Origin of the sequence: Curtobacterium sp. 24E2, from assembly GCF_016925595.1 — a bacterium.
In the GTDB taxonomy this organism is placed as follows: Bacteria; Actinomycetota; Actinomycetes; order Actinomycetales; family Microbacteriaceae; genus Curtobacterium.
Genome location: NZ_CP068987.1, coordinates 3,680,914 through 3,699,542 on the forward strand (window position 1 = coordinate 3,680,914; position 18,629 = coordinate 3,699,542).

At 71.3% G+C, this 18,629-nt stretch carries 23 protein-coding genes and 1 pseudogene; 16 read left to right on the forward strand and 8 right to left on the reverse strand.

Features of this window, described 5'->3' with window-relative positions:
- Positions 1-79 precede the first annotated feature (79 nt).
- The 3 genes from JN350_RS18020 to JN350_RS18030 all read left to right on the forward strand — a co-directional run bounded on the left by JN350_RS18020 (position 80) and on the right by JN350_RS18030 (position 2,050).
- Positions 80-535, forward strand: coding sequence for a MarR family winged helix-turn-helix transcriptional regulator (locus tag JN350_RS18020; protein WP_205463058.1), 456 nt, complete (start codon positions 80-82; stop codon positions 533-535).
- A 91-nt stretch (positions 536-626) separates the two neighbouring features.
- Positions 627-1,049, forward strand: coding sequence for an organic hydroperoxide resistance protein (locus JN350_RS18025; RefSeq protein ID WP_205463059.1), 423 nt, complete (start codon positions 627-629; stop codon positions 1,047-1,049).
- Between the two features lie 26 nt (positions 1,050-1,075).
- On the forward strand, positions 1,076-2,050 hold the full coding sequence (locus JN350_RS18030; RefSeq protein WP_205464513.1) for a zinc-binding dehydrogenase: 975 nt from the start codon (positions 1,076-1,078) through the stop codon (positions 2,048-2,050).
- A 92-nt stretch (positions 2,051-2,142) separates the two neighbouring features.
- Here the strand turns inward: JN350_RS18030 and JN350_RS18035 are convergent, their stop codons facing one another.
- From JN350_RS18035 to JN350_RS18050, 4 genes are all read right to left on the reverse strand, one after another.
- Positions 2,143-3,600 (reverse strand): sugar porter family MFS transporter, encoded by a 1,458-nt coding sequence (locus JN350_RS18035; RefSeq protein ID WP_111084748.1) that lies wholly within the window; start codon positions 3,598-3,600, stop codon positions 2,143-2,145.
- A 158-nt stretch (positions 3,601-3,758) separates the two neighbouring features.
- Positions 3,759-4,292 (reverse strand): hypothetical protein, encoded by a 534-nt coding sequence (locus JN350_RS18040; RefSeq protein WP_205463060.1) that lies wholly within the window; start codon positions 4,290-4,292, stop codon positions 3,759-3,761.
- A 40-nt stretch (positions 4,293-4,332) separates the two neighbouring features.
- On the reverse strand, positions 4,333-5,136 hold the full coding sequence (locus tag JN350_RS18045; protein ID WP_123338485.1) for a zeta toxin family protein: 804 nt from the start codon (positions 5,134-5,136) through the stop codon (positions 4,333-4,335).
- Positions 5,133-5,618, reverse strand: a complete 486-nt coding sequence (locus tag JN350_RS18050; protein WP_123673706.1) for a hypothetical protein — start codon at positions 5,616-5,618, stop codon at positions 5,133-5,135. Before JN350_RS18050 ends, JN350_RS18045 begins: the two co-directional genes overlap by 4 nt.
- A gap of 208 nt (positions 5,619-5,826) precedes the next feature.
- Between JN350_RS18050 and JN350_RS18055 the strand changes: the two genes are divergently transcribed.
- Positions 5,827-6,729 (forward strand): LysM peptidoglycan-binding domain-containing protein, encoded by a 903-nt coding sequence (locus JN350_RS18055; RefSeq protein ID WP_205463061.1) that lies wholly within the window; start codon positions 5,827-5,829, stop codon positions 6,727-6,729.
- A gap of 81 nt (positions 6,730-6,810) precedes the next feature.
- Here the strand turns inward: JN350_RS18055 and pgi are convergent, their stop codons facing one another.
- The 4 genes and pseudogenes from pgi to JN350_RS18075 all read right to left on the reverse strand — a co-directional run bounded on the left by pgi (position 6,811) and on the right by JN350_RS18075 (position 11,477).
- The gene (pgi, locus tag JN350_RS18060) at positions 6,811-8,532 is read right to left on the reverse strand and encodes a glucose-6-phosphate isomerase (RefSeq protein ID WP_205463062.1); all 1,722 of its coding nucleotides are present in this window, start codon (positions 8,530-8,532) and stop codon (positions 6,811-6,813) included.
- 167 nt (positions 8,533-8,699) lie between these two features.
- Positions 8,700-10,900: pseudogene (locus JN350_RS18065) on the reverse strand (heavy metal translocating P-type ATPase).
- A gap of 32 nt (positions 10,901-10,932) precedes the next feature.
- Positions 10,933-11,151: a heavy-metal-associated domain-containing protein gene (locus JN350_RS18070; RefSeq protein WP_240347422.1), complete on the reverse strand. Its 219-nt coding sequence runs from the start codon at positions 11,149-11,151 to the stop codon at positions 10,933-10,935.
- A gap of 35 nt (positions 11,152-11,186) precedes the next feature.
- On the reverse strand, positions 11,187-11,477 hold the full coding sequence (locus JN350_RS18075) for a metal-sensitive transcriptional regulator (RefSeq protein ID WP_111084793.1): 291 nt from the start codon (positions 11,475-11,477) through the stop codon (positions 11,187-11,189).
- Positions 11,478-11,590: 113 nt separating this feature from the next.
- Between JN350_RS18075 and JN350_RS18080 the strand changes: the two genes are divergently transcribed.
- From JN350_RS18080 to JN350_RS18135, 12 genes are all read left to right on the forward strand, one after another.
- A complete protein-coding gene (locus JN350_RS18080; RefSeq protein ID WP_205463063.1) occupies positions 11,591-12,799 on the forward strand; it encodes an AraC family transcriptional regulator in 1,209 nt (402 codons plus the stop codon).
- A gap of 161 nt (positions 12,800-12,960) precedes the next feature.
- Positions 12,961-13,428 carry an Asp23/Gls24 family envelope stress response protein gene (locus tag JN350_RS18085; protein ID WP_205463064.1) on the forward strand — a complete coding sequence of 156 codons (468 nt, stop codon included), beginning with the start codon at positions 12,961-12,963 and terminating at the stop codon, positions 13,426-13,428.
- The gene (locus JN350_RS18090; RefSeq protein ID WP_123291766.1) at positions 13,425-13,616 is read left to right on the forward strand and encodes a DUF2273 domain-containing protein; all 192 of its coding nucleotides are present in this window, start codon (positions 13,425-13,427) and stop codon (positions 13,614-13,616) included. The genes JN350_RS18085 and JN350_RS18090 overlap by 4 nt, the downstream gene beginning before the upstream one ends.
- On the forward strand, positions 13,613-13,930 hold the full coding sequence (locus tag JN350_RS18095; RefSeq protein WP_123291765.1) for a hypothetical protein: 318 nt from the start codon (positions 13,613-13,615) through the stop codon (positions 13,928-13,930). The genes JN350_RS18090 and JN350_RS18095 overlap by 4 nt, the downstream gene beginning before the upstream one ends.
- Positions 13,931-13,939: 9 nt before the next feature.
- Positions 13,940-14,515 (forward strand): DUF6286 domain-containing protein, encoded by a 576-nt coding sequence (locus tag JN350_RS18100; RefSeq protein ID WP_205463065.1) that lies wholly within the window; start codon positions 13,940-13,942, stop codon positions 14,513-14,515.
- Positions 14,512-15,075 (forward strand): FtsX-like permease family protein, encoded by a 564-nt coding sequence (locus JN350_RS18105; RefSeq protein WP_205463066.1) that lies wholly within the window; start codon positions 14,512-14,514, stop codon positions 15,073-15,075. Before JN350_RS18100 ends, JN350_RS18105 begins: the two co-directional genes overlap by 4 nt.
- A 98-nt stretch (positions 15,076-15,173) precedes the next feature.
- Positions 15,174-15,347: a CsbD family protein gene (locus JN350_RS18110; RefSeq protein WP_205463067.1), complete on the forward strand. Its 174-nt coding sequence runs from the start codon at positions 15,174-15,176 to the stop codon at positions 15,345-15,347.
- 76 nt (positions 15,348-15,423) lie between these two features.
- Positions 15,424-16,506 (forward strand): Asp23/Gls24 family envelope stress response protein, encoded by a 1,083-nt coding sequence (locus JN350_RS18115; RefSeq protein ID WP_205463068.1) that lies wholly within the window; start codon positions 15,424-15,426, stop codon positions 16,504-16,506.
- Positions 16,503-16,919: an MFS transporter permease gene (locus JN350_RS18120; protein WP_205463069.1), complete on the forward strand. Its 417-nt coding sequence runs from the start codon at positions 16,503-16,505 to the stop codon at positions 16,917-16,919. The genes JN350_RS18115 and JN350_RS18120 overlap by 4 nt, the downstream gene beginning before the upstream one ends.
- A gap of 38 nt (positions 16,920-16,957) precedes the next feature.
- Positions 16,958-17,149, forward strand: coding sequence for a hypothetical protein (locus JN350_RS18125; protein WP_205463070.1), 192 nt, complete (start codon positions 16,958-16,960; stop codon positions 17,147-17,149).
- 100 nt (positions 17,150-17,249) lie between these two features.
- Positions 17,250-17,789 carry an RNA polymerase sigma factor gene (locus tag JN350_RS18130; RefSeq protein WP_123341163.1) on the forward strand — a complete coding sequence of 180 codons (540 nt, stop codon included), beginning with the start codon at positions 17,250-17,252 and terminating at the stop codon, positions 17,787-17,789.
- Positions 17,779-18,612 carry a hypothetical protein gene (locus JN350_RS18135; protein WP_205463071.1) on the forward strand — a complete coding sequence of 278 codons (834 nt, stop codon included), beginning with the start codon at positions 17,779-17,781 and terminating at the stop codon, positions 18,610-18,612. The genes JN350_RS18130 and JN350_RS18135 overlap by 11 nt, the downstream gene beginning before the upstream one ends.
- The last annotated feature ends 17 nt before the right edge of the window (positions 18,613-18,629 follow it).

The following is an 18,629-nucleotide window of genomic DNA, read 5'->3' on the forward strand; positions in this document are numbered from 1 at the left end:
TGGGTCACGTCAGCCTAACCGTCCGGGCCGGAGCACGTGTTGGGTTGTGCACAACCGGGTTGCGTGACAGGCTGAAGCCATGCCCGTGACCGACGAGATGGTGTGCTTCTCCCTCTACGCAGCGAGCCGCGCGACCACGCAGGCGTACCGCACGATGCTCGAGCCCTGGGGCCTGACCTACCCGCAGTACCTGGTACTCGTCACCCTGTGGGTGGAGGGCGACCAGACCGTCTCGAGCCTCGGGGAACACCTGCAGCTCGACTCCGGCACCCTCTCGCCGCTGCTCCGCCGGATGGAGCAGAGCGACCTGGTTCGCCGTGAGCGCCGCAGCACCGACGAGCGCGTCGTGACGATCACGCTCGGCGACCGCGGCCGCACCATCCGTGCCGACCTCGCGCACATCCCGGCGACGATCGCCGCCGGCATGGGGCTCCCCGACGAGCAGGCAGCCACGGAGCTCATCGCGACCCTGCACCGGCTGACCGAGACGATGCACGCCGCGGCCACGAACACACCGACTCGAGACTCGGCCTGAGCGACACTTCTCGCCGCGCAGCGCCCGAGATCTGTCGGCCAGCCCGAGTCTCGGGCCAGGCCGCCACTGACCCCACGAAGGAAGGAACACCATGGAAGCCCTCTACACCGCCGAGGCCCTCGCCACGGGTGACGGCCGCAACGGCCACGTCGCCACGAGCGACGGCACGGTCGAGTTCGACCTCGCCATCCCCAAGGAGATGGGCGGCTCCGGCAACGGCGCGAACCCCGAGCAGCTGTTCGCCGCCGGGTACGCCGCGTGCTTCCACTCCGCACTGCAGGGCGTCGCCCGCAGCCAGAAGGTGAAGATCGCCGACTCGTCCGTCGGCGGTCGCGTCCAGATCGGCCCGAACGGCGACGGCGGCTTCCAGCTCGCCGTGCTGCTCGAGGTCGTCCTGCCCGGGCTCGAGCACGACCAGGCCCAGGCCCTCGCCGACGCTGCGCACCAGGTCTGCCCGTACTCGAACGCGACCCGCGGCAACATCGAGGTCACCATCACCGTCTCGGAGGACTGAGCATGACCGACACCACCCCCACCACCATGCGCGCCGTCGTCCACGAGACCTTCGCCGAGCCCGCCGAGGTCCTCGGCGTCCAGGAGCGCCCGGTCCCCACGCCCGGCGCCGGCGAGGTGCTCGTCCGCACGGTCCTCTCCCCCATCCACAACCACGACCTGTGGACCGTCCGCGGTACCTACGGCTTCAAGCCCGAGCTGCCCGCAGCCTCCGGCACCGAGGCGCTCGGCGTCGTCGAGGCCCTGGGCGAGGGCGTCACGAACCTGACGGTCGGCCAGCGCGTCGCCGGCGGCGCCTTCGGCGTCTGGGCCGAGTACTACACCGCGAACGCCGCCGGGCTCGTCCCGGTGCCGGACGCCATGAGCGACGAGGCCGCAGCCCAGCTCGTCTCGATGCCGTTCAGCGCCATCAGCCTGCTGCACTCGCTCGACCTGCACGAGGGCGACTGGCTGATCCAGAACGCCGCGAACGGTGCCGTCGGGCGCATGGTCGCCCAGCTCGGCGCGGCCCGCGGCATCAACGTGATCGGCCTGGTGCGTCGCGCCGCCGGTGTCGAGGAGCTGCGCGAGCAGGGCATCGAGCGCATCGTCGCCACCGACGCGGACGACTGGAAGGACCAGGTCGCCGCGATCACCGGAGGCGCCCCGATCGTCGCCGGTGTCGAGTCCGTGGGCGGCAAGGCCGCCGGGGACATCGCCAGCGTGCTGGGCGAGAACGCGACCCTCGTCGTCTTCGGCGCGATGGCCTCGCCCACGCTCGAGATCCCGTCCGGCAAGGTCATCTTCGGCCAGCTCACGGTGAAGGGCTTCTGGGGCAGCGTCGTCAGCAAGACGATGCCGGCCGAGACGAAGGGCCAGCTCTTCGGCGAGCTCATCACCCGCGTGCTGGACGGCTCGCTGACGCTCCCCGTCGCGGAGACCTTCGCGTTCGAGGACGTCCGCGACGCCGTGCGCGCCTCGGACACCGCCGGCCGCGTCGGCAAGGTCCTCCTGCGCCCGTAGACGCGACAGCGTGACGGACGGGAGGCCCGGTGCCAGCTGGCACCGGGCCTCCCGTCCGTCTGTGCGCGCGATCACCGCGCCACGTGCGCGACCTAGCCGCGCGACGCCTTCTGCGGGACGGTGAAGATGTTGCCGGTGGTGACGCCCTCTTCCACTTCCTCGAGGGTGCGACCGCGGCTCTCCGGCACGAACTTCCAGATGAAGAGCAGCGCGAGCAGACCGACGATCCCGAATCCGAAGAACGTGCCCGTGATGCCGGTCGCGGCGACGATCGTCGGGAAGTACAGCCCGAGGAACGCGTTCGCGATCCAGAGGCAGAACACCGAGATGCCCATGCCGAGCGCGCGGATCTGCGTCGGGAAGATCTCCGACAGCACCACCCAGACGGCGATGTTGAGGAAGGTCTGCATCGAGCCGACGAACGCGACGACGAGGAACAGGATCACCCACGGGCGGGCCGGGTTGCCCTCGGGCAGCGCGACCGAGGCGATGCCGATCAGGAAGTGGCAGACCGTCGTCAACGAGAACCCGATGATCAGGGTCGTCCGGCGGTTGATCTTCTCCATGTTGTACAGCGCGATGACGCCACCGACCACGGCGATCACGCCGGGGGCGATGTTGGCGATGAGGGCCGCCGACGCCTGGAACCCGGACTCGATGAGGACGGTCTGGCCGTAGTACATGATCGAGTTGATGCCGGTGAGCTGCTGGGCGACGCCGAGCCCGGCACCGATCAGCACGATGCGGATGAGCCATTTGTTCCCGCGCAGCGTCTGCCATCCGCTGACGCGATCTTCCTTCGCCTCGAGGTCGTTGCTCCGCTTGATGTCGTCGAGCTCGGCGGTCGCACGCTCCGTGGTCCGGACCTGCTGCAGGACGGACAGCGCTTCGTCGTACCGCCCCTTCGACGCGAGCCACCGCGGCGACTCCGGCACCCGGAGCATGCCGACGAAGAGTGCGATGGCCGGGAGCGCACAGACGGCGAGCATGACGCGCCAGACACCGTTGCCCTCACCCCACAGGTTGCCGATGATGGCGTTGACCACGAACGCGGCGAGCTGCCCGATGACGATCATGAGCTCGTTGCGGCCGGACAGCGAACCCCGGATCTCGAACGGGGCGAGTTCGGCGAGGAACACCGGGACGACGGTCGATGCCCCACCCACCGCGAGGCCGAGGAGCACGCGGCCGACGACGATCACTCCGAACGTCGGGGCGACGACGCAGATGAGCGTGCCGAGGAAGAACGTCACGGCGAGGGCGATGATCGTCTTGCGGCGGCCCCACCCGTCGGCGATGCGGCCGCCGAGCATGGCACCGATCGCGGCACCGAACAACAGGGAGCTGGTGACGACGCCCTCGGTGAAGTTCGTGAGGCCGAGCTCGGCCTTCATCGGGTTCAGGGCACCGTTGATGACACCGGTGTCGTACCCGAAGAGCAGCCCACCGAACGTGGCGACCAGGGCCAGGACGCCGAGGCGGCGTCGGTGCGGTCCGGTCCCGATCGGGGGCAGTGCGACAGTCGGGGCTGTCGGCTTGATGTCGACCATTCGGTGACTCCTTCGTCGGTGATCGCGCTTCAGTGCGTGCACCGATGGTAACCCGAATCCATGTCCTGTCAATTGGACATTCTGTCGTCAGGACGATTGGATCGGTCCACATAACGCCTGATCAGAGCGGGAGCGCTCCAACAGACCCTGCGGGTGCGTCAAGACTCGTCGGGCGCCGGGCTGTCCCCCAGCACGTCACCGAGCGACGCCATGTCCGCGCCGTGGTCGGTGTAACGCCGGACGGTTCGTCGTGCTGCTGCGCTCGCGGCACCGGACAGTGCCGGGTTGCGACGCGCGGCATCGGCCACCCGGCCCGCGTGCCCCGCGGTCGAGAGCAGGACGTTCGCCAACGCCCGGGCGTCACCGCGCTCGGGCACCCCCGTCACGGTCCACGCCGTGCGCACCTGGGCGTCCGGCGTCACACCTCGTCGGGTGCCCATGCGGTGCCAGTCGGACAGCACGCCCTCGGTCCGGGACGCCGCCCGGTCGGCCTCGCCGGCTCGACGGCGCGCGGCGTCGCGCGCGTCGGATTCGCTCGCGCCCTCGACCGTGTCGTAGCGGTCGGTGAGGCCGTCGGCTCGGCGGCGGACGCTCTCCGCCCGTTCACGAGCAGCGCCGTCGTCACCGCCTTCCTCGGCGATGCGGGCGGCGTGCGCGGCGGCAGCCGCGGCGAGGATCTCCGAACGCTCCATGGCCTCGACGGTAGCCGTTCCGACCGACACCGGCGACCGCTCAGACGATCGACACGTCCCAGCCGAGGTCGGCGGCCCGGTCACCGAGGACCCGGGCGTTCGCGCCGCACACCGACTCGGTCGACCCGGTCGGGTAGTACCGACGGATGGCTGCTTCCGGGACGAACCGACCACCGAGCGGATCCGTGGCGGCATCACGCACGCTCCACCACCGATCGGTCGCCTGCGCGATCGCCGTCTCGAGCGGGACCTCGACGGTGACGATGCGCAGCTTCTCGTAGCCGGCGTCGTCGAGCTCGGCGAGGAGGTCGTCGAGGTAGTCCACGCTCGACAGGGTGCCGTGCACGACGACGTTCTCGCCGTTGCGGAGGGCGCGGCGGCGCAGCGTGTCGGCCACGGTGGTCGACTCGGCGTGCACGAACCCGGCGATCTCACGCAGCTGCACCGGCCGGTCGTCGGCCAGGCGGCGAGCCGTCCACCGGTCCACCAGACCGTCCGCCTGTGCGCGCAGGAGCAGCGGGTCCTTGAACTCGTCGGCGTCGATCGACCGGTACCCGCACAGCTCCGGCATCCGCTCCAGGGCGGTCGACTTCCCCGACCCCGGCGGACCGGCCGTCACGACCACGGCGAGCGAGCCGTCGGTGACCGGCGACGGGGTCAGCGCGCGGTGCTCCTCGAGCACGGACTCGTGGAACCGCAGGCGACTCGCCTCGTACAGGAAGCCGTCCGGCGCGTAGATCGTCCTGGTGCTCGCGCCCGCCGTGTCCGACCAGGGGTTGTCGAGCGAGTCGGCCCGGAGCGCTCGGCCCAGCTCGACGGCCACCCGGTCGCGGAGCTCCGTCACCGGGTGCGCTTGCGGGTCTGCCGTTCGGCGATCGCCCGGCGGACGGTCTCGTACTCGACCTCGGACAGGAGGCCGTCCTGGAACGCCGCCGCGAGTTCTTTGGTGGTGCCGGTGGCCGAGGCGGCACCGTCGAACGCCGCACCACGCTTCGGGGTGCGGTGCGTCAACGCCATCGACGACAGCTCGCGCAGCATCGTCTCCGAGTCGATCTGGCCGCCCTCGCGCCGGGAGATGACCTCACGCGGAGACGGCCGCTTGGTGGTCAGGGTTCGACGGGAGAGCCGCCGCGAGACCTCGGGCTGGGAGATCCCGGCGAGCTTCGCGATCTCGCGCTGCGGGACGCCGAGGTCGGCGAGCTTGAAGATCCCGCGCCGCAGTTCCATCTCGGCGTGGTGTTGCTGCTCACGACTGTGCAGGACGTGCTCGACCGCCGCACGGACGGTCGCGGGCGCACTGTCGGTCCGACCGGCCAACGCTCGCACGACGGCTTCCGTGTCGGGCCGACGGGGTCCGACCCACCGCGTCGCCCGGGGACCACCCTGACGCCCATGACCACCTGCTCTCGTTGATACCGATGGTATCACTCGTCGTGGACGACCGAGGATCCGCGGTACGTCCACGGACACACGGCGGGAGCACGGCGTTCGCCCCGGGGGCACCGCGCGGTTAGCATCGAGCTGAGGGGGAATCATGAACCGGACGCTCGCGATCGGGGTCGTCGTCGCGGCCACCGTGGCACTGTCGGGGTGCTCGCTGCTGCGCGGATCGGACCGAGCCCTTCCCGCCCCGTCCACCCCGGCGACGACGCCGAGCTCGTCGGCCACCCCGACGCCGACGCTCGGCGCCGACCCGGAGGGTGACCTCCTCGAGTCGTCGGCGCACCCCCGCACGCCGACCCCGGAACCGACCGAGTCGGCGGCTCCGGCTCCGACGCTGACGCCGATCCCCGCCGGGACCGTCCTCGCCCAGGGTGACGTCGCGTCGCCGAAGGGCAGCGTGCACTTCCGGTTCCGCGTGGTCGCGGTCGGCGACGACACGTTCACCGCGCAGTACTCCGGCTTCACCTCGACCCTGCCGGTGCCGGTCGGGGTCGGCCTGTTCGACCTGCCGCGCGCGGTCGGCGACGGCCTGACCTACCCCGGCGTCGGCGACCGGACGCTCGGTGGGCCGACCAGCACGGCGACCGCGGTGGACGTCCCACTGAGCGGCTCCGGTGTCGACCCGTCGCACCTCACCACGCTCGTGACCTACTCCGCGGCGGCTCCGGGGCAGGAGGTCCCGGTCGAGATCGGGGCCGGCAAGGTGCTCGCGGTGACCACCGTGCGGTGGTCCGTCCCGGCGCGGCAGACGAACGTGCACCCGAAGGACGCCGGTGCCCGGGCGAACGCGACCGGTCCGGTCACCGCGACGACGACCGGCGGGGCGCCGCGGTCGTACACGGTCGCGCCGGACGACCTCATCGGGGACGTCGCCGCGCGGTTCGGCATCAGCGTGCGGGCGCTCGTCTGGCTCAACGAGGGCGTGCAGGTGTTCGGGACGGACCAGCACCTGTACGAGGGAACGACGCTCAACCTCGACCCGCTCGGCCGCTGACCGCGAGTCTCGGAGCGCAGACGGACGGTAGGCCCGTGGCGGATCCGCCACGGGCCTCCCGTCCGTCAGGTGAGTACGTCGCTACTTGCGCAGCTCCAGGTACTTCGCGATGAGCGCCTTCGTCGAGGCGTCCTGCGCGTCGAGCGCGGCCTGGTCGCCCTCGACGGCAGGCGTGACCTGCAGCGCCAGCTGCTTGCCGAGCTCCACGCCCCACTGGTCGAACGAGTCGATGCCCCAGATCGTGCCCTCGGTGAACACGATGTGCTCGTAGAGCGCGATGAGCTGGCCGAGCACGCTCGGGGTGAGCTCCGGCGCCAGGATCGACGTCGTCGGCTTGTTGCCCGGGAACGTGCGCGCCGCGACGATTCCCTCGTCGGTGGTGCCCTCGGCACGGACCTCGTCGGCGCTCTTTCCGAACGCCAGCGCCTTGGTCTGCGCGAAGAAGTTCGCCAGGAACAGCGTGTGCACGTCGGTGCCGGGTGCGACACCCTTGCCGTCACCGGTCTCGTCCTTGAGCGGACGGGCCGGGTTCGCGACCGTGATGAAGTCGGCCGGGATCAGGCGGGTGCCCTGGTGGATGAGCTGGTAGAACGCGTGCTGGCCGTTCGTGCCGGGCTCGCCCCAGAAGACCTCGCCGGTCTCGGTGGTGACGGGCGAGCCGTCCCAGCGGACGCGCTTGCCGTTCGACTCCATGGTGAGCTGCTGCAGGTACGCGGCGAAGCGGTGCAGGTACTGCGTGTACGGCAGGACCGCGTGGCTCTGCGCACCGAGGAAGTTCGTGTACCAGACGTTGAGCAGGCCCATCAGGACGGGGACGTTCTGCTCGAGCGGCGTGGTGCGGACGTGCTCGTCGATGGCGTGGAAGCCGGCGAGGAACTGCTCCCAGTTCTCCTGACCGATCGCGACGATGACGCTCGTGCCGATCGCGGAGTCGACGGAGTAGCGGCCGCCCACCCAGTCCCAGAACCCGAAGGCGTTCTCGGGGTCGATGCCGAAGGCTTCGACCTTGTCGAGCGCGGTGGACACGGCGACGAAGTGCTTCGCGACGGCGTTCTTCTTCTCGTCGTCACCCGCGTCGGTCAGGCCGAGCTTCTCCCAGAGCCACTGGCGTGCGAGTCGCGCGTTGGTCAGGGTCTCGAGGGTGCCGAAGGTCTTCGACGCGACGATGAACAGCGTGGTCTCGGGGTCGAGGTCCACGGTCTTCTCGTAGATGTCCGCCGGGTCGATGTTCGACACGAAGCGCGCCTCGAGGCCGGGCTGGACGTAGGGCTTGAGTGCTTCGTAGACCATGACGGGGCCCAGGTCGGACCCGCCGATGCCGATGTTGACGACGGTCTCGATGCGCTTGCCGGTGACACCGGTCCAGGAACCGTCACGCACCTGCGACGCGAACGCGTAGACCTTGTCGAGCGTGGCGTGCACGTCGGCGTCGACGTCCTGGCCGTCGACGGTCAGCGGCGCCGCCGGGACGAGGCCCTCGGTCGCCTTCGGACGGCGGAGCGCGGTGTGCAGGACGGCGCGGTCCTCGGTGACGTTGATGTGCTCGCCGGAGAGCATCGCCTGGAAGCGCTCGGCGACGCCGGTGTCCTTCGCGACCTGCAGCAGGGCGGCGAGGACGTCCTCGGTGACGAGGCCCTTCGACAGGTCCACGGTCAGGTCGGCGGCCTGGAACGTGTACTGCTCGGCACGGCCGGGGTCGCTGTCGAACCACCCGCGCAGGTCAGGGGTGAAGTCGGCAGCGATGCTGTCGAGCTTCTTCCAGCCTTCGGTCGATGTGGGGTCGACGGGAGCGGATTCGGTCACTTCGGTCCTCCTGGGATCACGTTCGAGACGTACAGCCCGCAGGTCACCGCACCAGTGCGTCGCGGACCGTCTTCGAGCGTAGTGCCGTCGGCACCGTCGTGCGCACCGCCGGACGGGAGGCGCGGGGCGCGTTCGCTGCGCGCGTCACGTCCGGCGGGTGGTCGGCCTCAGGGCCGGGGTGCGAAACGCCGCAGCCGCAGGCTGTTCGTCACGACGAACACCGACGAGAACGCCATGGCGGCACCGGCGAGCACCGGGTTGAGCAGCCCCGCCATCGCGAGCGGGATCGCCGCCACGTTGTACGCGAACGCCCAGAACAGGTTGCCCTTGATGATGCCGAGCGTGGCGCGCGACAGCCGGACCGCGTCGGCGACGACGGTGAGCCGACCGCTCACGACCGTGATGTCGCTGGCCGCCATCGCGGCGTCGGTGCCGGCACCCATCGCGATGCCGAGGTCGGCCGCGGCGAGCGCCGCGGCGTCGTTGACGCCGTCACCGACCATGGCCACGCTCCGCCCCTGGGCCTGCATGCCCCGGACGGCGTCGAGCTTGCCGGCCGGGGTCACGCGGGCGTGGACCTCGTCGATGCCGACCTGTGCGGCGACGGCCCGTGCGGCGCCGTCGTTGTCGCCGGTGAGCAGGACGGGGTGCAGGCCGAGCGCCACGAACCGCGCGACCGCGTCGGCTGCCTCGGGCTTGACGGTGTCGCCGACGACCACGACGCCGAGCACGCGGCCGTTCCGCGCGACGACCACCGCGGTGCCCCCGTCGGCCTCGGCAGCGGTGACCGCGGCCGTGGCCTCGTCGGGGACGGCGACCGCCCAGGACGCCGCGAGCCAGCGGGTCCCGCCGACGAGCACGACATCGCCGTCCACGACGGCCTGCACGCCGGCGCCGGCGGTCGACTCGAACTGCTCGGCGGTCGGGACGTCGAGGTGCCTGGCCGTCGCGGCCCGCACGACCGCACGCGCCACGGGGTGTTCCGAACCCTGCTCGACGGCCGCGGCGAGCCGGAGCACGGCGTCCGCGTCGAGGGTCGCGTCCGTCGAGGTCACGGCGCGCAGGGTCATCTCGCCGGTGGTGACGGTGCCGGTCTTGTCGAGCACGATGGTGTCGACACCACGGGTCCGTTCGAGCACCTGCGGGCCGCCGATCAGGATGCCGAGCTGCGACCCGCGGCCGGTGCCGACGAGCAGTGCGGTCGGCGTCGCGAGCCCGAGGGCGCACGGGCAGGCGATGATGAGCGTGGCGACGGCCGCGGTGAACGCTGCGGTGACCGACCCGCCGAGCACGAGCCAGCCGACGAACGCCAGCACGGCGAGCGCGATGACGATCGGCACGAAGACGCCGGAGACCCGGTCGGCCAGGCGTTGGACGTCGGCCTTGCCGGTCTGCGCGTCCTCGATGAGCCGTCCCATCCGGGCGAGCTCGGTGTCGGCGCCGACGCGGGTGACGGCGACCACGAGCCGGCCGCCGACGTTGATCGTCGCGCCGGTCACCCGGTCGCCCGGTCCCACCTCGACGGGGACGGATTCGCCGGTGACCATGCTGCGGTCCACGGCCGAGGACCCGTCCTGCACGAGGCCGTCGCTGGGGATCCGCTCCCCGGCCGCACGACGACGACGTCCCCGACGACGAGCGCCGACGCCGGGACACGCTGCTCGACGCCGTCGCGCAGCACCGCGGCCTCCTTCGCGCCGAGTTCGAGCAGGGCGCGGAGTGCCGCCCCGGACTGCTTCTTGGCGCGGGCCTCCATGTACCGGCCGGCCAGGATGAACACCGTCACGGCCGCGGCGACCTCGAGGTACAGGTCGGTCGCCTCGGGGTCGGTCGCGATCCACGAGAACGTCATGTGCATGCCGGTCGTGCCGGCGTCGCCGAGGAAGAGCGCGTAGAGCGACCAGCCGAAGGCCGCCAGCACACCCACACTGACCAGGGTGTCCATGGTCGCGGCACCGTGTCGGGCGTTCACCCAGGCGGCGCGGTGGAACGGGAGCGCACCCCACACCGCGACGGGCGCGGCGAGCGTCAGGGCGAGCCACTGCCAGTTCGGGAACTGCAGGACCGGCACCATCGAAAGCAGCACGACCGGCACGGCCAGGACCGTCGACACGACGAGTCGTCGGCGCAGCGCACCGGCCGGGTCGTCGGCGTCGTCGTCCGGCTCCGTCGTGTCGGCCGGCGGCGCGGGGACGGTCGCACCGTAGCCCGCCGACTCGACGGCGGCGATGAGGGCAGCGGGGTCGGCGGGGCCGTCAGGAGCGACCTGCACCTGTGCCTTCTCGGTGGCGTAGTTGACGGTGGCGGTGACCCCGGGGAGCTTGCCGAGCTTCCGTTCGATGCGGTTCGCGCACGAGGCGCAGGTCATGCCCGTGATGTCGAGCTCGACGATGCCGTCCGTCACGACGGCACGACCTCGTACCCCGCCTCGGCGACCGCGCCGCGCAGCGCATCGGGGTCGACGGGTGCGTCCGAGGTGACGGTCACCGACGAGGCACCGCCGGGGACGAGCGCGACGGCGACGTCGGACACCCCCTCGAGTTCGGTGAGTTCCTCGGTCACGCTCAGCACGCAGTGCTCGCAGGTCATGCCCTCGACGAGCAGCAGTTCGGTGGTCACGGTGTCTCCTCCTGTGATTCGGGTGCGGGCGGCGGTCACGAGCGCACGAGCCGGGCGATGGCCTGGCTCGCTTCGCGGACCTTCTCGTCCGCGGCGTCGCCGCCCTCGGCGACCGCCTCGGCGACGCAGTGCTTGAGGTGGTCCTCGAGCAGCGACAGCGCCACGCGTTCGAGCGCCCGGTTCGCCGCCGAGATCTGGGTGAGGACGTCGATGCAGTACGTCTCGTCCTCGACCATGCGGGCGATGCCGCGTACCTGGCCCTCGGCGCGACGGAGCCGCTTGAGCAGGTCGTCCTTGTCGCCGATGTACCCGACGTGTTCGTGCATGGCAGCCTCCACGGTCCTCAATACGGTACCCCCTAGGGTATTCCCTCAGTTGAACGCGCGGACACGAACGAGGGTATTCACCTCGCCGTGCCGTCGATGTCATGATTTCGACCATGACCGATCCGGCGACGAACGGCTTCCGCAGACTGCGGTTCGCCGACGGCGACGGCTCCGACTACTCCGACATCTTCGAGGCGGAGTACCGCGGGTCCGACTTCGCCTCGGAGACGTACGCGACGAACGACACCCGCTACGAGTACACGGTGGTGGGCGACGACGACCTGACGCTGCGGACCATGCGCGCCGAGGGCGGGCGACGCGGCGGGGTGATCGGGGCGCGGGAGGACCACGTCGTCTTCTGGCTCACCAGGGGCCGGCTCGAGATGCACTTCCCCGACCGCACGCGCGTGGTCGAGCCGGGCAGCCCGTACATCGCGAGTGCGTCCGAGGCGTACCGCTTCGAGTCCGACGGCACCGTCTACAACGGGGTGCACATCGCGGACTCGTTCCTGCGGACCGTCGGGCGCGACCTCGGCTACCGGCTGCCGGACGGCCCGCTGCTGTTCGAGCAGCAGGACGAGGTCATCGCCCGCCGCGAACCGCTGCGCCACCTCATCGGGGAGCTCGGCCCGGCACTCGTGGACGACCGCGTGGTCGGTCCGATGCGGACGGCGCTGAACCGTCGACTGGCGGTCGTCGTGCTCGACACCTTCCCGATCCGCAACCGCGGCGACGACGTCCCCGTCGCGAACCGTCTGCGCGACGCGATCCGCTACGTGGAACAGCACGCAGCCGAACGTCCGGCGGTGTCGGACATCGCCGCGGCCTGCGGGCTCAGTCAGCGGGGGCTGCAGGACGTGTTCGCCCGCACCCTCGACTCCACGCCGCACCGGTTCCTGCGCGAGCACCGGCTCGACCGTGCCCGGAGCGAGCTCCTGCGCGCGGGCGACGACCGGGCCCCCGGTGCCGACGGGGTCGCCGTGGTCGCGCGTCGGTGGGGCTTCACCAATGCGGGCCGGTTCGCCTCCGCCTACCGCGAGCGGTTCGGCGAGGACCCCGCCACCACGCTCCGCACGTCGCTGTCCGCACGACCCGACAGTGGTCGGTCGTCGTGGCGTGTCCGCCGCGCGGTGGCGTTCATCGAGCAGCACGCCGACGACGACCTCTCCCTGCAGGACATCGCCGACGCCGCCGGGGTCCTGCCGCGACGCCTGCAGCAGCTCTTCCGGGCCGAGCGGGGCGAGTCCCCGATGGCGTGCGCCCGGGCGATCCGCGCCGCTGCAGAGCGCAACGCGGCGGACGGAACACGCGAAACCGCCTGAGCGAACGACCAGGGGTACAGCCAAATCCCCGTGTTTCCGCGGATTCCTGGATCTCTGCCGAATCCGGAAAGTCATGTGTGACGAATCTCTGGTGCAGCCCGTCTCATCCGTGAACAGCAACCGCTGGGAACGCCCGGCGGGTCAATCGGAAGGAACGAACCATGGCTGACTCCATCACCACCACCCCGGCCACCACCGCCGCGGCCCGGACCACCTCGCACGCCGGCTCGAACAGCGGCGTCACCGGCAAGACCGTCATCGACGACACCGTCGTGTCGAAGGTCGCCGGCATCGCCGCCCGCGAGGTCAACGGCGTGCACTCGCTCGGTGGCGGCGCAGCCCGCGCGATCGGTGCGATCCGCGACGCGATCGGCCAGCGCGACTTCGGTCAGGGCGTCAAGGTCGAGGTCGGCGAGAAGCAGGTCGCCGCGGACATCGTCATCGTCGCCGAGTACCCCGTGTCGCTCCAGCAGGTCGCCGACGGCGTCCGCAGCAGCGTCGCACGTGCCCTCGAGCAGATCGTCGGCATGGAGGTCGCCGAGGTCAACGTGACCGTCCAGGACGTCTTCATCCCGGGCGATGACGACGACAACGAGAACGACGAGAAGAAGGAAGCGCGAGTCGCATGAGCAACACACTGATCGGTGCCCTCATCGGTGCCGTCCTCGCAGTCGTCGCGCTGCAATTCGGGTTCTGGGGCTTCGTCCTGGTCATCGTCTTCGGTGCGATCGGTGCCCTCGTGGCTGCCCTCGCCACCGGCAAGATCGACCGTGGCGCCCTGACCGACGTGCTCACCGGGCGCCGGAGCTCCCGGTGAACGCCGGCCCGGACGTCGTCCCGGGCCGCGTCGAGATCACCGCTCGTGCACTGACCTCGCTGGCGCGGGCCGTCGCAGCCGAACGGCTCGGCGCCCCCGCCAAGCGGGTCAGGGTCGGTCTCGGAGACGCGGCCGGAGCGATGGCCCTCGACGTCACCGGCCCCATCGCCGCAGGCGACGACCTCGTCGCCCGTTCGGCCCAGGTCGCCGACGAGGTCAAGCGCCGCGTGAGCGAACTCACCGGCCGACGCGTCGGCAGTGCCCACATCGAACTCACCGGGATCGTGCGCGAGCGCGAGTCCCGAACCCGGTAGGAGACCATCATGAGCAACGGTTCCGTCGAACGACGCATCCGTCGTCGGAGCGTGCACCGCTCCCGCTCGACCGCAGTGGCGGTGGCGCTGGTGGTCCTCGCACTGGTCGCCGCGTGGATCGGCACGGAGTCGGTCCTGCGGGCGATCGGGCGGCCTCCGCTCCTCGCCGACCCGCAGACCGCCGTCGATGCCGCGCTGCAGCCCGACGCCGCGTTCGTCACGATCGCCGAGGTCATCGCCGTCGTGCTCGTGGTCCTGGGCGTCGTGCTGATCGTCCTGGCCCTGAAGCCGGGTCGCCAGCACCGTTCCGTCGTCCAGCACGACCGCGGCGCCGTCGTCATCGACACCCGCATCGTCGCCTCCACGGCGGCCAACGCCGCCGGCACGGCAGCAGGGGTTCCCGAGGGCAACGCCTCGGCCACAGCCCGCGGTCGGCGCACCGACGTCCGGATCGTGCCCGTCACCGGCATCCCGGTCGACGAGCAGGCCGTGCAGGCAGCCGTCCGTGACCGCCTGAGCGGCCTCGACGAACGGTTCGGCCACAACGTCCGCGTCCGCATCGACGAGAAGGGGACCCTCGCATGACCAAGAGCAACCGGACCATGAACCGGATCATCCTCTTCGTCCTCGGCCTCGTCGCCGTCGTCGTCGGCCTCACGATCGGCGCGGGCGTCCTGCCCGCCGTGCAGGACGCGATCAAGCCCTACGTCGACCTGCCGAGCAACCTGGACGTCTCCGCGTCCTCGCTCTGGATCGTCGCCGCCGCCTGCGCCGTCGTGATCGTGCTCGCCCTGGTCTGGGCGTTCAGCCGCGGCAGGGGCGGCACGTCCGTCGCCGTCCGCGAGCGCTCGGGCGAGGACGCCGTCACGGTGAACGTCGCACTCGTCCGCGACGTCGTCGAGCACGAGCTCGCCGGTGTCCGCGACGTCGTCGGCTCGCGCGTCGACACCTACCTGGTGCGCAAGCAGCGCGCCGCTCGCATCCGCGTCGCGGTCCGCCGCGGCGGGGACGCCGTCTCGGTGCTCGACGCCGTCGACCGCGCCGTCGCGGTCCTCGACCGCACGCTCGGCCGCCAGGTGCCCGTCCTGGTCCACCTCACCGGTGGGACCCGTTCGGCGCTCGCGAAGTCGACCCGCGTCCACTGACACCCGTCAGGCGGACGCAACCCCGGGCCTCCCGGCCCACCGAAGACCCTCGCAACACCCACCACCGGGCGAACGCCCGACCGATGAAAGGACCCGTCATGGGACTCGACGACAAGATCAAGAACGCTGCACAGGACCTCGCCGGCAAGGCGAAGGAGGCCGTGGGCAAGGCCCAGAACGACGACTCCAAGGTCGCCGAGGGCCAGAAGGACCAGGCCGCTGCGAGCGTCAAGAAGACCGGCGAGGACGTCAAGGACGTCTTCAAGAACTAGGACGCTCGATGCGTGTCGGGGCACTCGCGACGTCGAGTGCCCCGATGCGTTCCGCGGACCCGAACGAGGAGGAACCATGCAGCACGACCCCCATGCGCACACGCAGGTCACCGAGGTGGCCCTGCCCGCAGAACTGACGGAGCCGCTGCCCGACGACGCGACCCCCGCGATGCTCATCGCGCGCACCGCGGCGGAGACGGCGCTCGGCGTGCCCGGCGTGCACCACCTCGGCGGGACCGTGTCCCGAGCCGCCGACGAACTGCGGAAGCGGCTCGGCCGCTCCGCCGGGACCGCAGGCGTGCAGGTCGACGACGAGGACGGCACCTTCGCGGTGCAGGTCTCCGTGATCGTGACCTACCCACGGAACGTCCGCGAGGTCGCCGACGAGGTGAAGCGACAGGTCGCCGCAGCAGCCGGCCAGGTCGCCTCCGTGCCGACGACCGTGGACGTCCGCGTGCTGGACGTACACGGACCGTTCGACGACGAGCCCTCACCCGTCGAGCGTGCGGCCACCGCTGTCGGTGATGCCGTGCAGGACGCCGCCAAGGCGACGAGCGAGACCACCAAGCGCGTGGCGACGGCGACCGTCGACGCCACGAAGCAGGCAGCCGACCAGGCCGCCGAGGCGACGAAGCGCGCTGCGGACGCCACGGCCGACGTCACGAAGCAGGCGGCCGAGGTCACCGCGGACGCCACCAAGCGTGCCGCCGAAGCGACGGTCGACACTGCTAAGCGTGCTGCCTCGGCCACCGCCGAGGCCACGAAGCAGGCCGCCGACCAGGCCGCGGACGCCACGAAGCGTGCCGCCGACGTCACCGCGGACGCCGCGGAACAGGCCGTGGACGCGACGACCGCCACCGCCGGCCGCGTGCACGAAGCCGCGTCCGATGCGCTCGACCGTGCATCCGAGGGCGCACGGGACGCCGCCGACACCGCGCGCGACGCCGCTGGCCGCGCACGTGCGGCCGTCGCCGACGAGGACACTGCGACCCCCGTCATGGTCTCCGAGACGGCTGCCGACGCCGCCGTGCGTGCCGCCGACTCGGCCGAGGACGCCGCGCAGGACGCCGCCGACGCCGCAGCCGACGCGAGCGAGGCAGCGCGGGCAGCAGCCCGCGACGGCGACCAGCCGATCGTCCCGACCGCGGACCGACCGTGACCACCGCCTGGTCCGGCGGCCGTCGGCCCCGCACCCGGCGGCCCCGGCCGCGCGGCGTGTGGATCGCCGGTGGCATCGGCGTGGTCCTGGTCGCCGGGGTCCTGCTCGGGGCGTTCCTGCCCCTGGTCGGGTTCCTCGGCGGCGTCACCGCCACCACCGCGGGCCTCGTGCCGTTCCCGTTCGTGCGGGTCACGGTCGTCGCGGTCCTCGGGCTGGTCGTCGTGCTGGCGCTCCTCGCGCTGGCGCTCACCCGTCGACACACCACGACGGCGACGATCTCGGTCGTGCTCGCCGTCCTGGTGAGCATCACCGTCACGATCGTGCCCGTGGTGCTGGTGGCCGTCGGGTCCGCCGACCGCGCTGGCGACGTGTGGCCGATCGTCACCGAGCTCTGGCAACGCTTCACCGGCTGATCCGACAGCACCTGCACCATCGACCAAGGAGTCCCACCATGCGCAACCGCATCATCGTCATCGGCCTGATCGTCCTCGTCGGGTTCTGGTTCGGCTCCCGCGCCAACCGTCCGGTGATCAAGACGTCCAAGAGCGAGACCGTCCGCAAGGCCTGGAACGACCCGCACGCTCGCAAGGCCCGCAAGAAGCTGGGCAAGAAGATCGCCAAGGCCGCCAAGCGGCACGGCTGACACCTCCCGCATCACCATCGGATCACGACACGGACGAATCGTGTCGTGATCCGTGTCATGTTCGGCCTCTTCTCGACATTGTCGTAGTGAAGGGAGCACCGTGGACAACACCGCAGATGACGACGCCGGCCTCGCACGGCGCCTCGCCTCGGGGGACAGAGCAGCACTCGCGACCGCGTTCGACCGGTTCGCGCCCACGCTCACCCGGTACGCGTGGGCGATCGCGGGCAGCAAGCAAGACGTCGAGGAACTGGTCCAGGACACGTTCCTGACGCTCTGGCAACGCGCCGACGGCCTCCAGCTCCCCACCGGCACGCTCCTGCCGTGGCTGTTGGTCGTGTGCCGCAACCACGCGAAGAACCTGGGTCGCCGCAACGCGAAGCACGCCGGCGACGAACTGCCCTTCGACCTCGCGGCCCCCGCCGACACCACCGATGCTTCCGAGCAACTCCGGTGGGTCCGGAGCGAGATCGCCGCGCTGCCGGAGACCGATCGCCGCATCTGCGAGCTGTGCCTGCTGCAGGGGTACTCCTACGCCGAGGCCGCACAGCTGCTCGGACTCAGTGTCGGAGCGGTCACCCAGCGGGTCTCGCGGTCCCGCCGACGACTCAGGAAGGCGGTGACGCACGATGAACACTGAACCTCCCGAGGGAGACGACCTGCAGCGCATGCTCGTCTCGATGAAGCAGAACGTCCTCGAGCAGGCCACCCCTCGCCCGAAGCGCCACGGCCGTCGAGTCGGCATCGCGATCGGCGTCGTCGGGGTGCTCCTGCTCGGAGCCGCCGGCGGTGGGGTCGCACTCGGCCTGATCCCGACGTCGATCACCGCGGAACCCTCGCCGACCGCGCCACCGTCCACGGAACCGACGCCGACCGAGACGCCGTCGGGCGCCCCGGTCGTCGGACAGCCGACGCCGACGTCGACGCCGTCGGCGACGCCCACCTCCACACGGGCGCCGTACTCGCTGTCGGACCCGGACACGTGGACGATCTCCGGCAGCGAGGTGGGGCCGATCGCGCTCGGCGGGGAGTACACCGCCGAGACGGACGACCTGGACGGCGTGTACACGGCGAGCGACGGCTGCCTCAACCCGAACGTCGTGTTCTGGTACCCCGACGACCGCAACAACCCTGCACTGACCGTCGTGAAGGGCGACGACGGCACTATCGCGAGCGTCATGGTCGGGACGAACTCCGACGAGGTGACGGGACCGACGACGGCTGCGGGACTCGGGACCGGCAGCACCCTCACCGAGTTGCGGACGGCGTACCCGGACCTGCACTACACGGAGCCGGGCAACGACGCCGCCCAGCCGTCGGACTCGCCCTACGGCGGCTGGACGACCACCGTCAACGGGGTGTTCGTGAGCTTCCGGTTCCCACCCGTGGGCTCGGGCGATCGGGCGAACTCGGTCTGGGTCAGCACCGTCGACCAGTCGCCACCGCCGGAGTTCTGCGGCTGACGCCGCGTCCGGACAGG

What these genes read in the sequence shown, in the direction of transcription:
- JN350_RS18020 (WP_205463058.1), top strand. Translation starts at nt 80, where the DNA reads ATGCCCGTGACCGACGAGATGGTGTGCTTCTCCCTCTACGCAGCGAGC.
- JN350_RS18025 (WP_205463059.1), top strand. Translation starts at nt 627, where the DNA reads ATGGAAGCCCTCTACACCGCCGAGGCCCTCGCCACGGGTGACGGCCGC.
- JN350_RS18030 (WP_205464513.1), top strand. Translation starts at nt 1,076, where the DNA reads ATGCGCGCCGTCGTCCACGAGACCTTCGCCGAGCCCGCCGAGGTCCTC.
- JN350_RS18035 (WP_111084748.1), bottom strand. Translation starts at nt 3,600, where the DNA reads ATGGTCGACATCAAGCCGACAGCCCCGACTGTCGCACTGCCCCCGATC.
- JN350_RS18040 (WP_205463060.1), bottom strand. Translation starts at nt 4,292, where the DNA reads ATGGAGCGTTCGGAGATCCTCGCCGCGGCTGCCGCCGCGCACGCCGCC.
- JN350_RS18055 (WP_205463061.1), top strand. Translation starts at nt 5,827, where the DNA reads ATGAACCGGACGCTCGCGATCGGGGTCGTCGTCGCGGCCACCGTGGCA.
- JN350_RS18075 (WP_111084793.1), bottom strand. Translation starts at nt 11,477, where the DNA reads ATGCACGAACACGTCGGGTACATCGGCGACAAGGACGACCTGCTCAAG.
- JN350_RS18080 (WP_205463063.1), top strand. Translation starts at nt 11,591, where the DNA reads ATGACCGATCCGGCGACGAACGGCTTCCGCAGACTGCGGTTCGCCGAC.
- JN350_RS18085 (WP_205463064.1), top strand. Translation starts at nt 12,961, where the DNA reads ATGGCTGACTCCATCACCACCACCCCGGCCACCACCGCCGCGGCCCGG.
- JN350_RS18090 (WP_123291766.1), top strand. Translation starts at nt 13,425, where the DNA reads ATGAGCAACACACTGATCGGTGCCCTCATCGGTGCCGTCCTCGCAGTC.
- JN350_RS18100 (WP_205463065.1), top strand. Translation starts at nt 13,940, where the DNA reads ATGAGCAACGGTTCCGTCGAACGACGCATCCGTCGTCGGAGCGTGCAC.
- JN350_RS18105 (WP_205463066.1), top strand. Translation starts at nt 14,512, where the DNA reads ATGACCAAGAGCAACCGGACCATGAACCGGATCATCCTCTTCGTCCTC.
- JN350_RS18110 (WP_205463067.1), top strand. Translation starts at nt 15,174, where the DNA reads ATGGGACTCGACGACAAGATCAAGAACGCTGCACAGGACCTCGCCGGC.
- JN350_RS18115 (WP_205463068.1), top strand. Translation starts at nt 15,424, where the DNA reads ATGCAGCACGACCCCCATGCGCACACGCAGGTCACCGAGGTGGCCCTG.
- JN350_RS18125 (WP_205463070.1), top strand. Translation starts at nt 16,958, where the DNA reads ATGCGCAACCGCATCATCGTCATCGGCCTGATCGTCCTCGTCGGGTTC.
- JN350_RS18135 (WP_205463071.1), top strand. Translation starts at nt 17,779, where the DNA reads ATGAACACTGAACCTCCCGAGGGAGACGACCTGCAGCGCATGCTCGTC.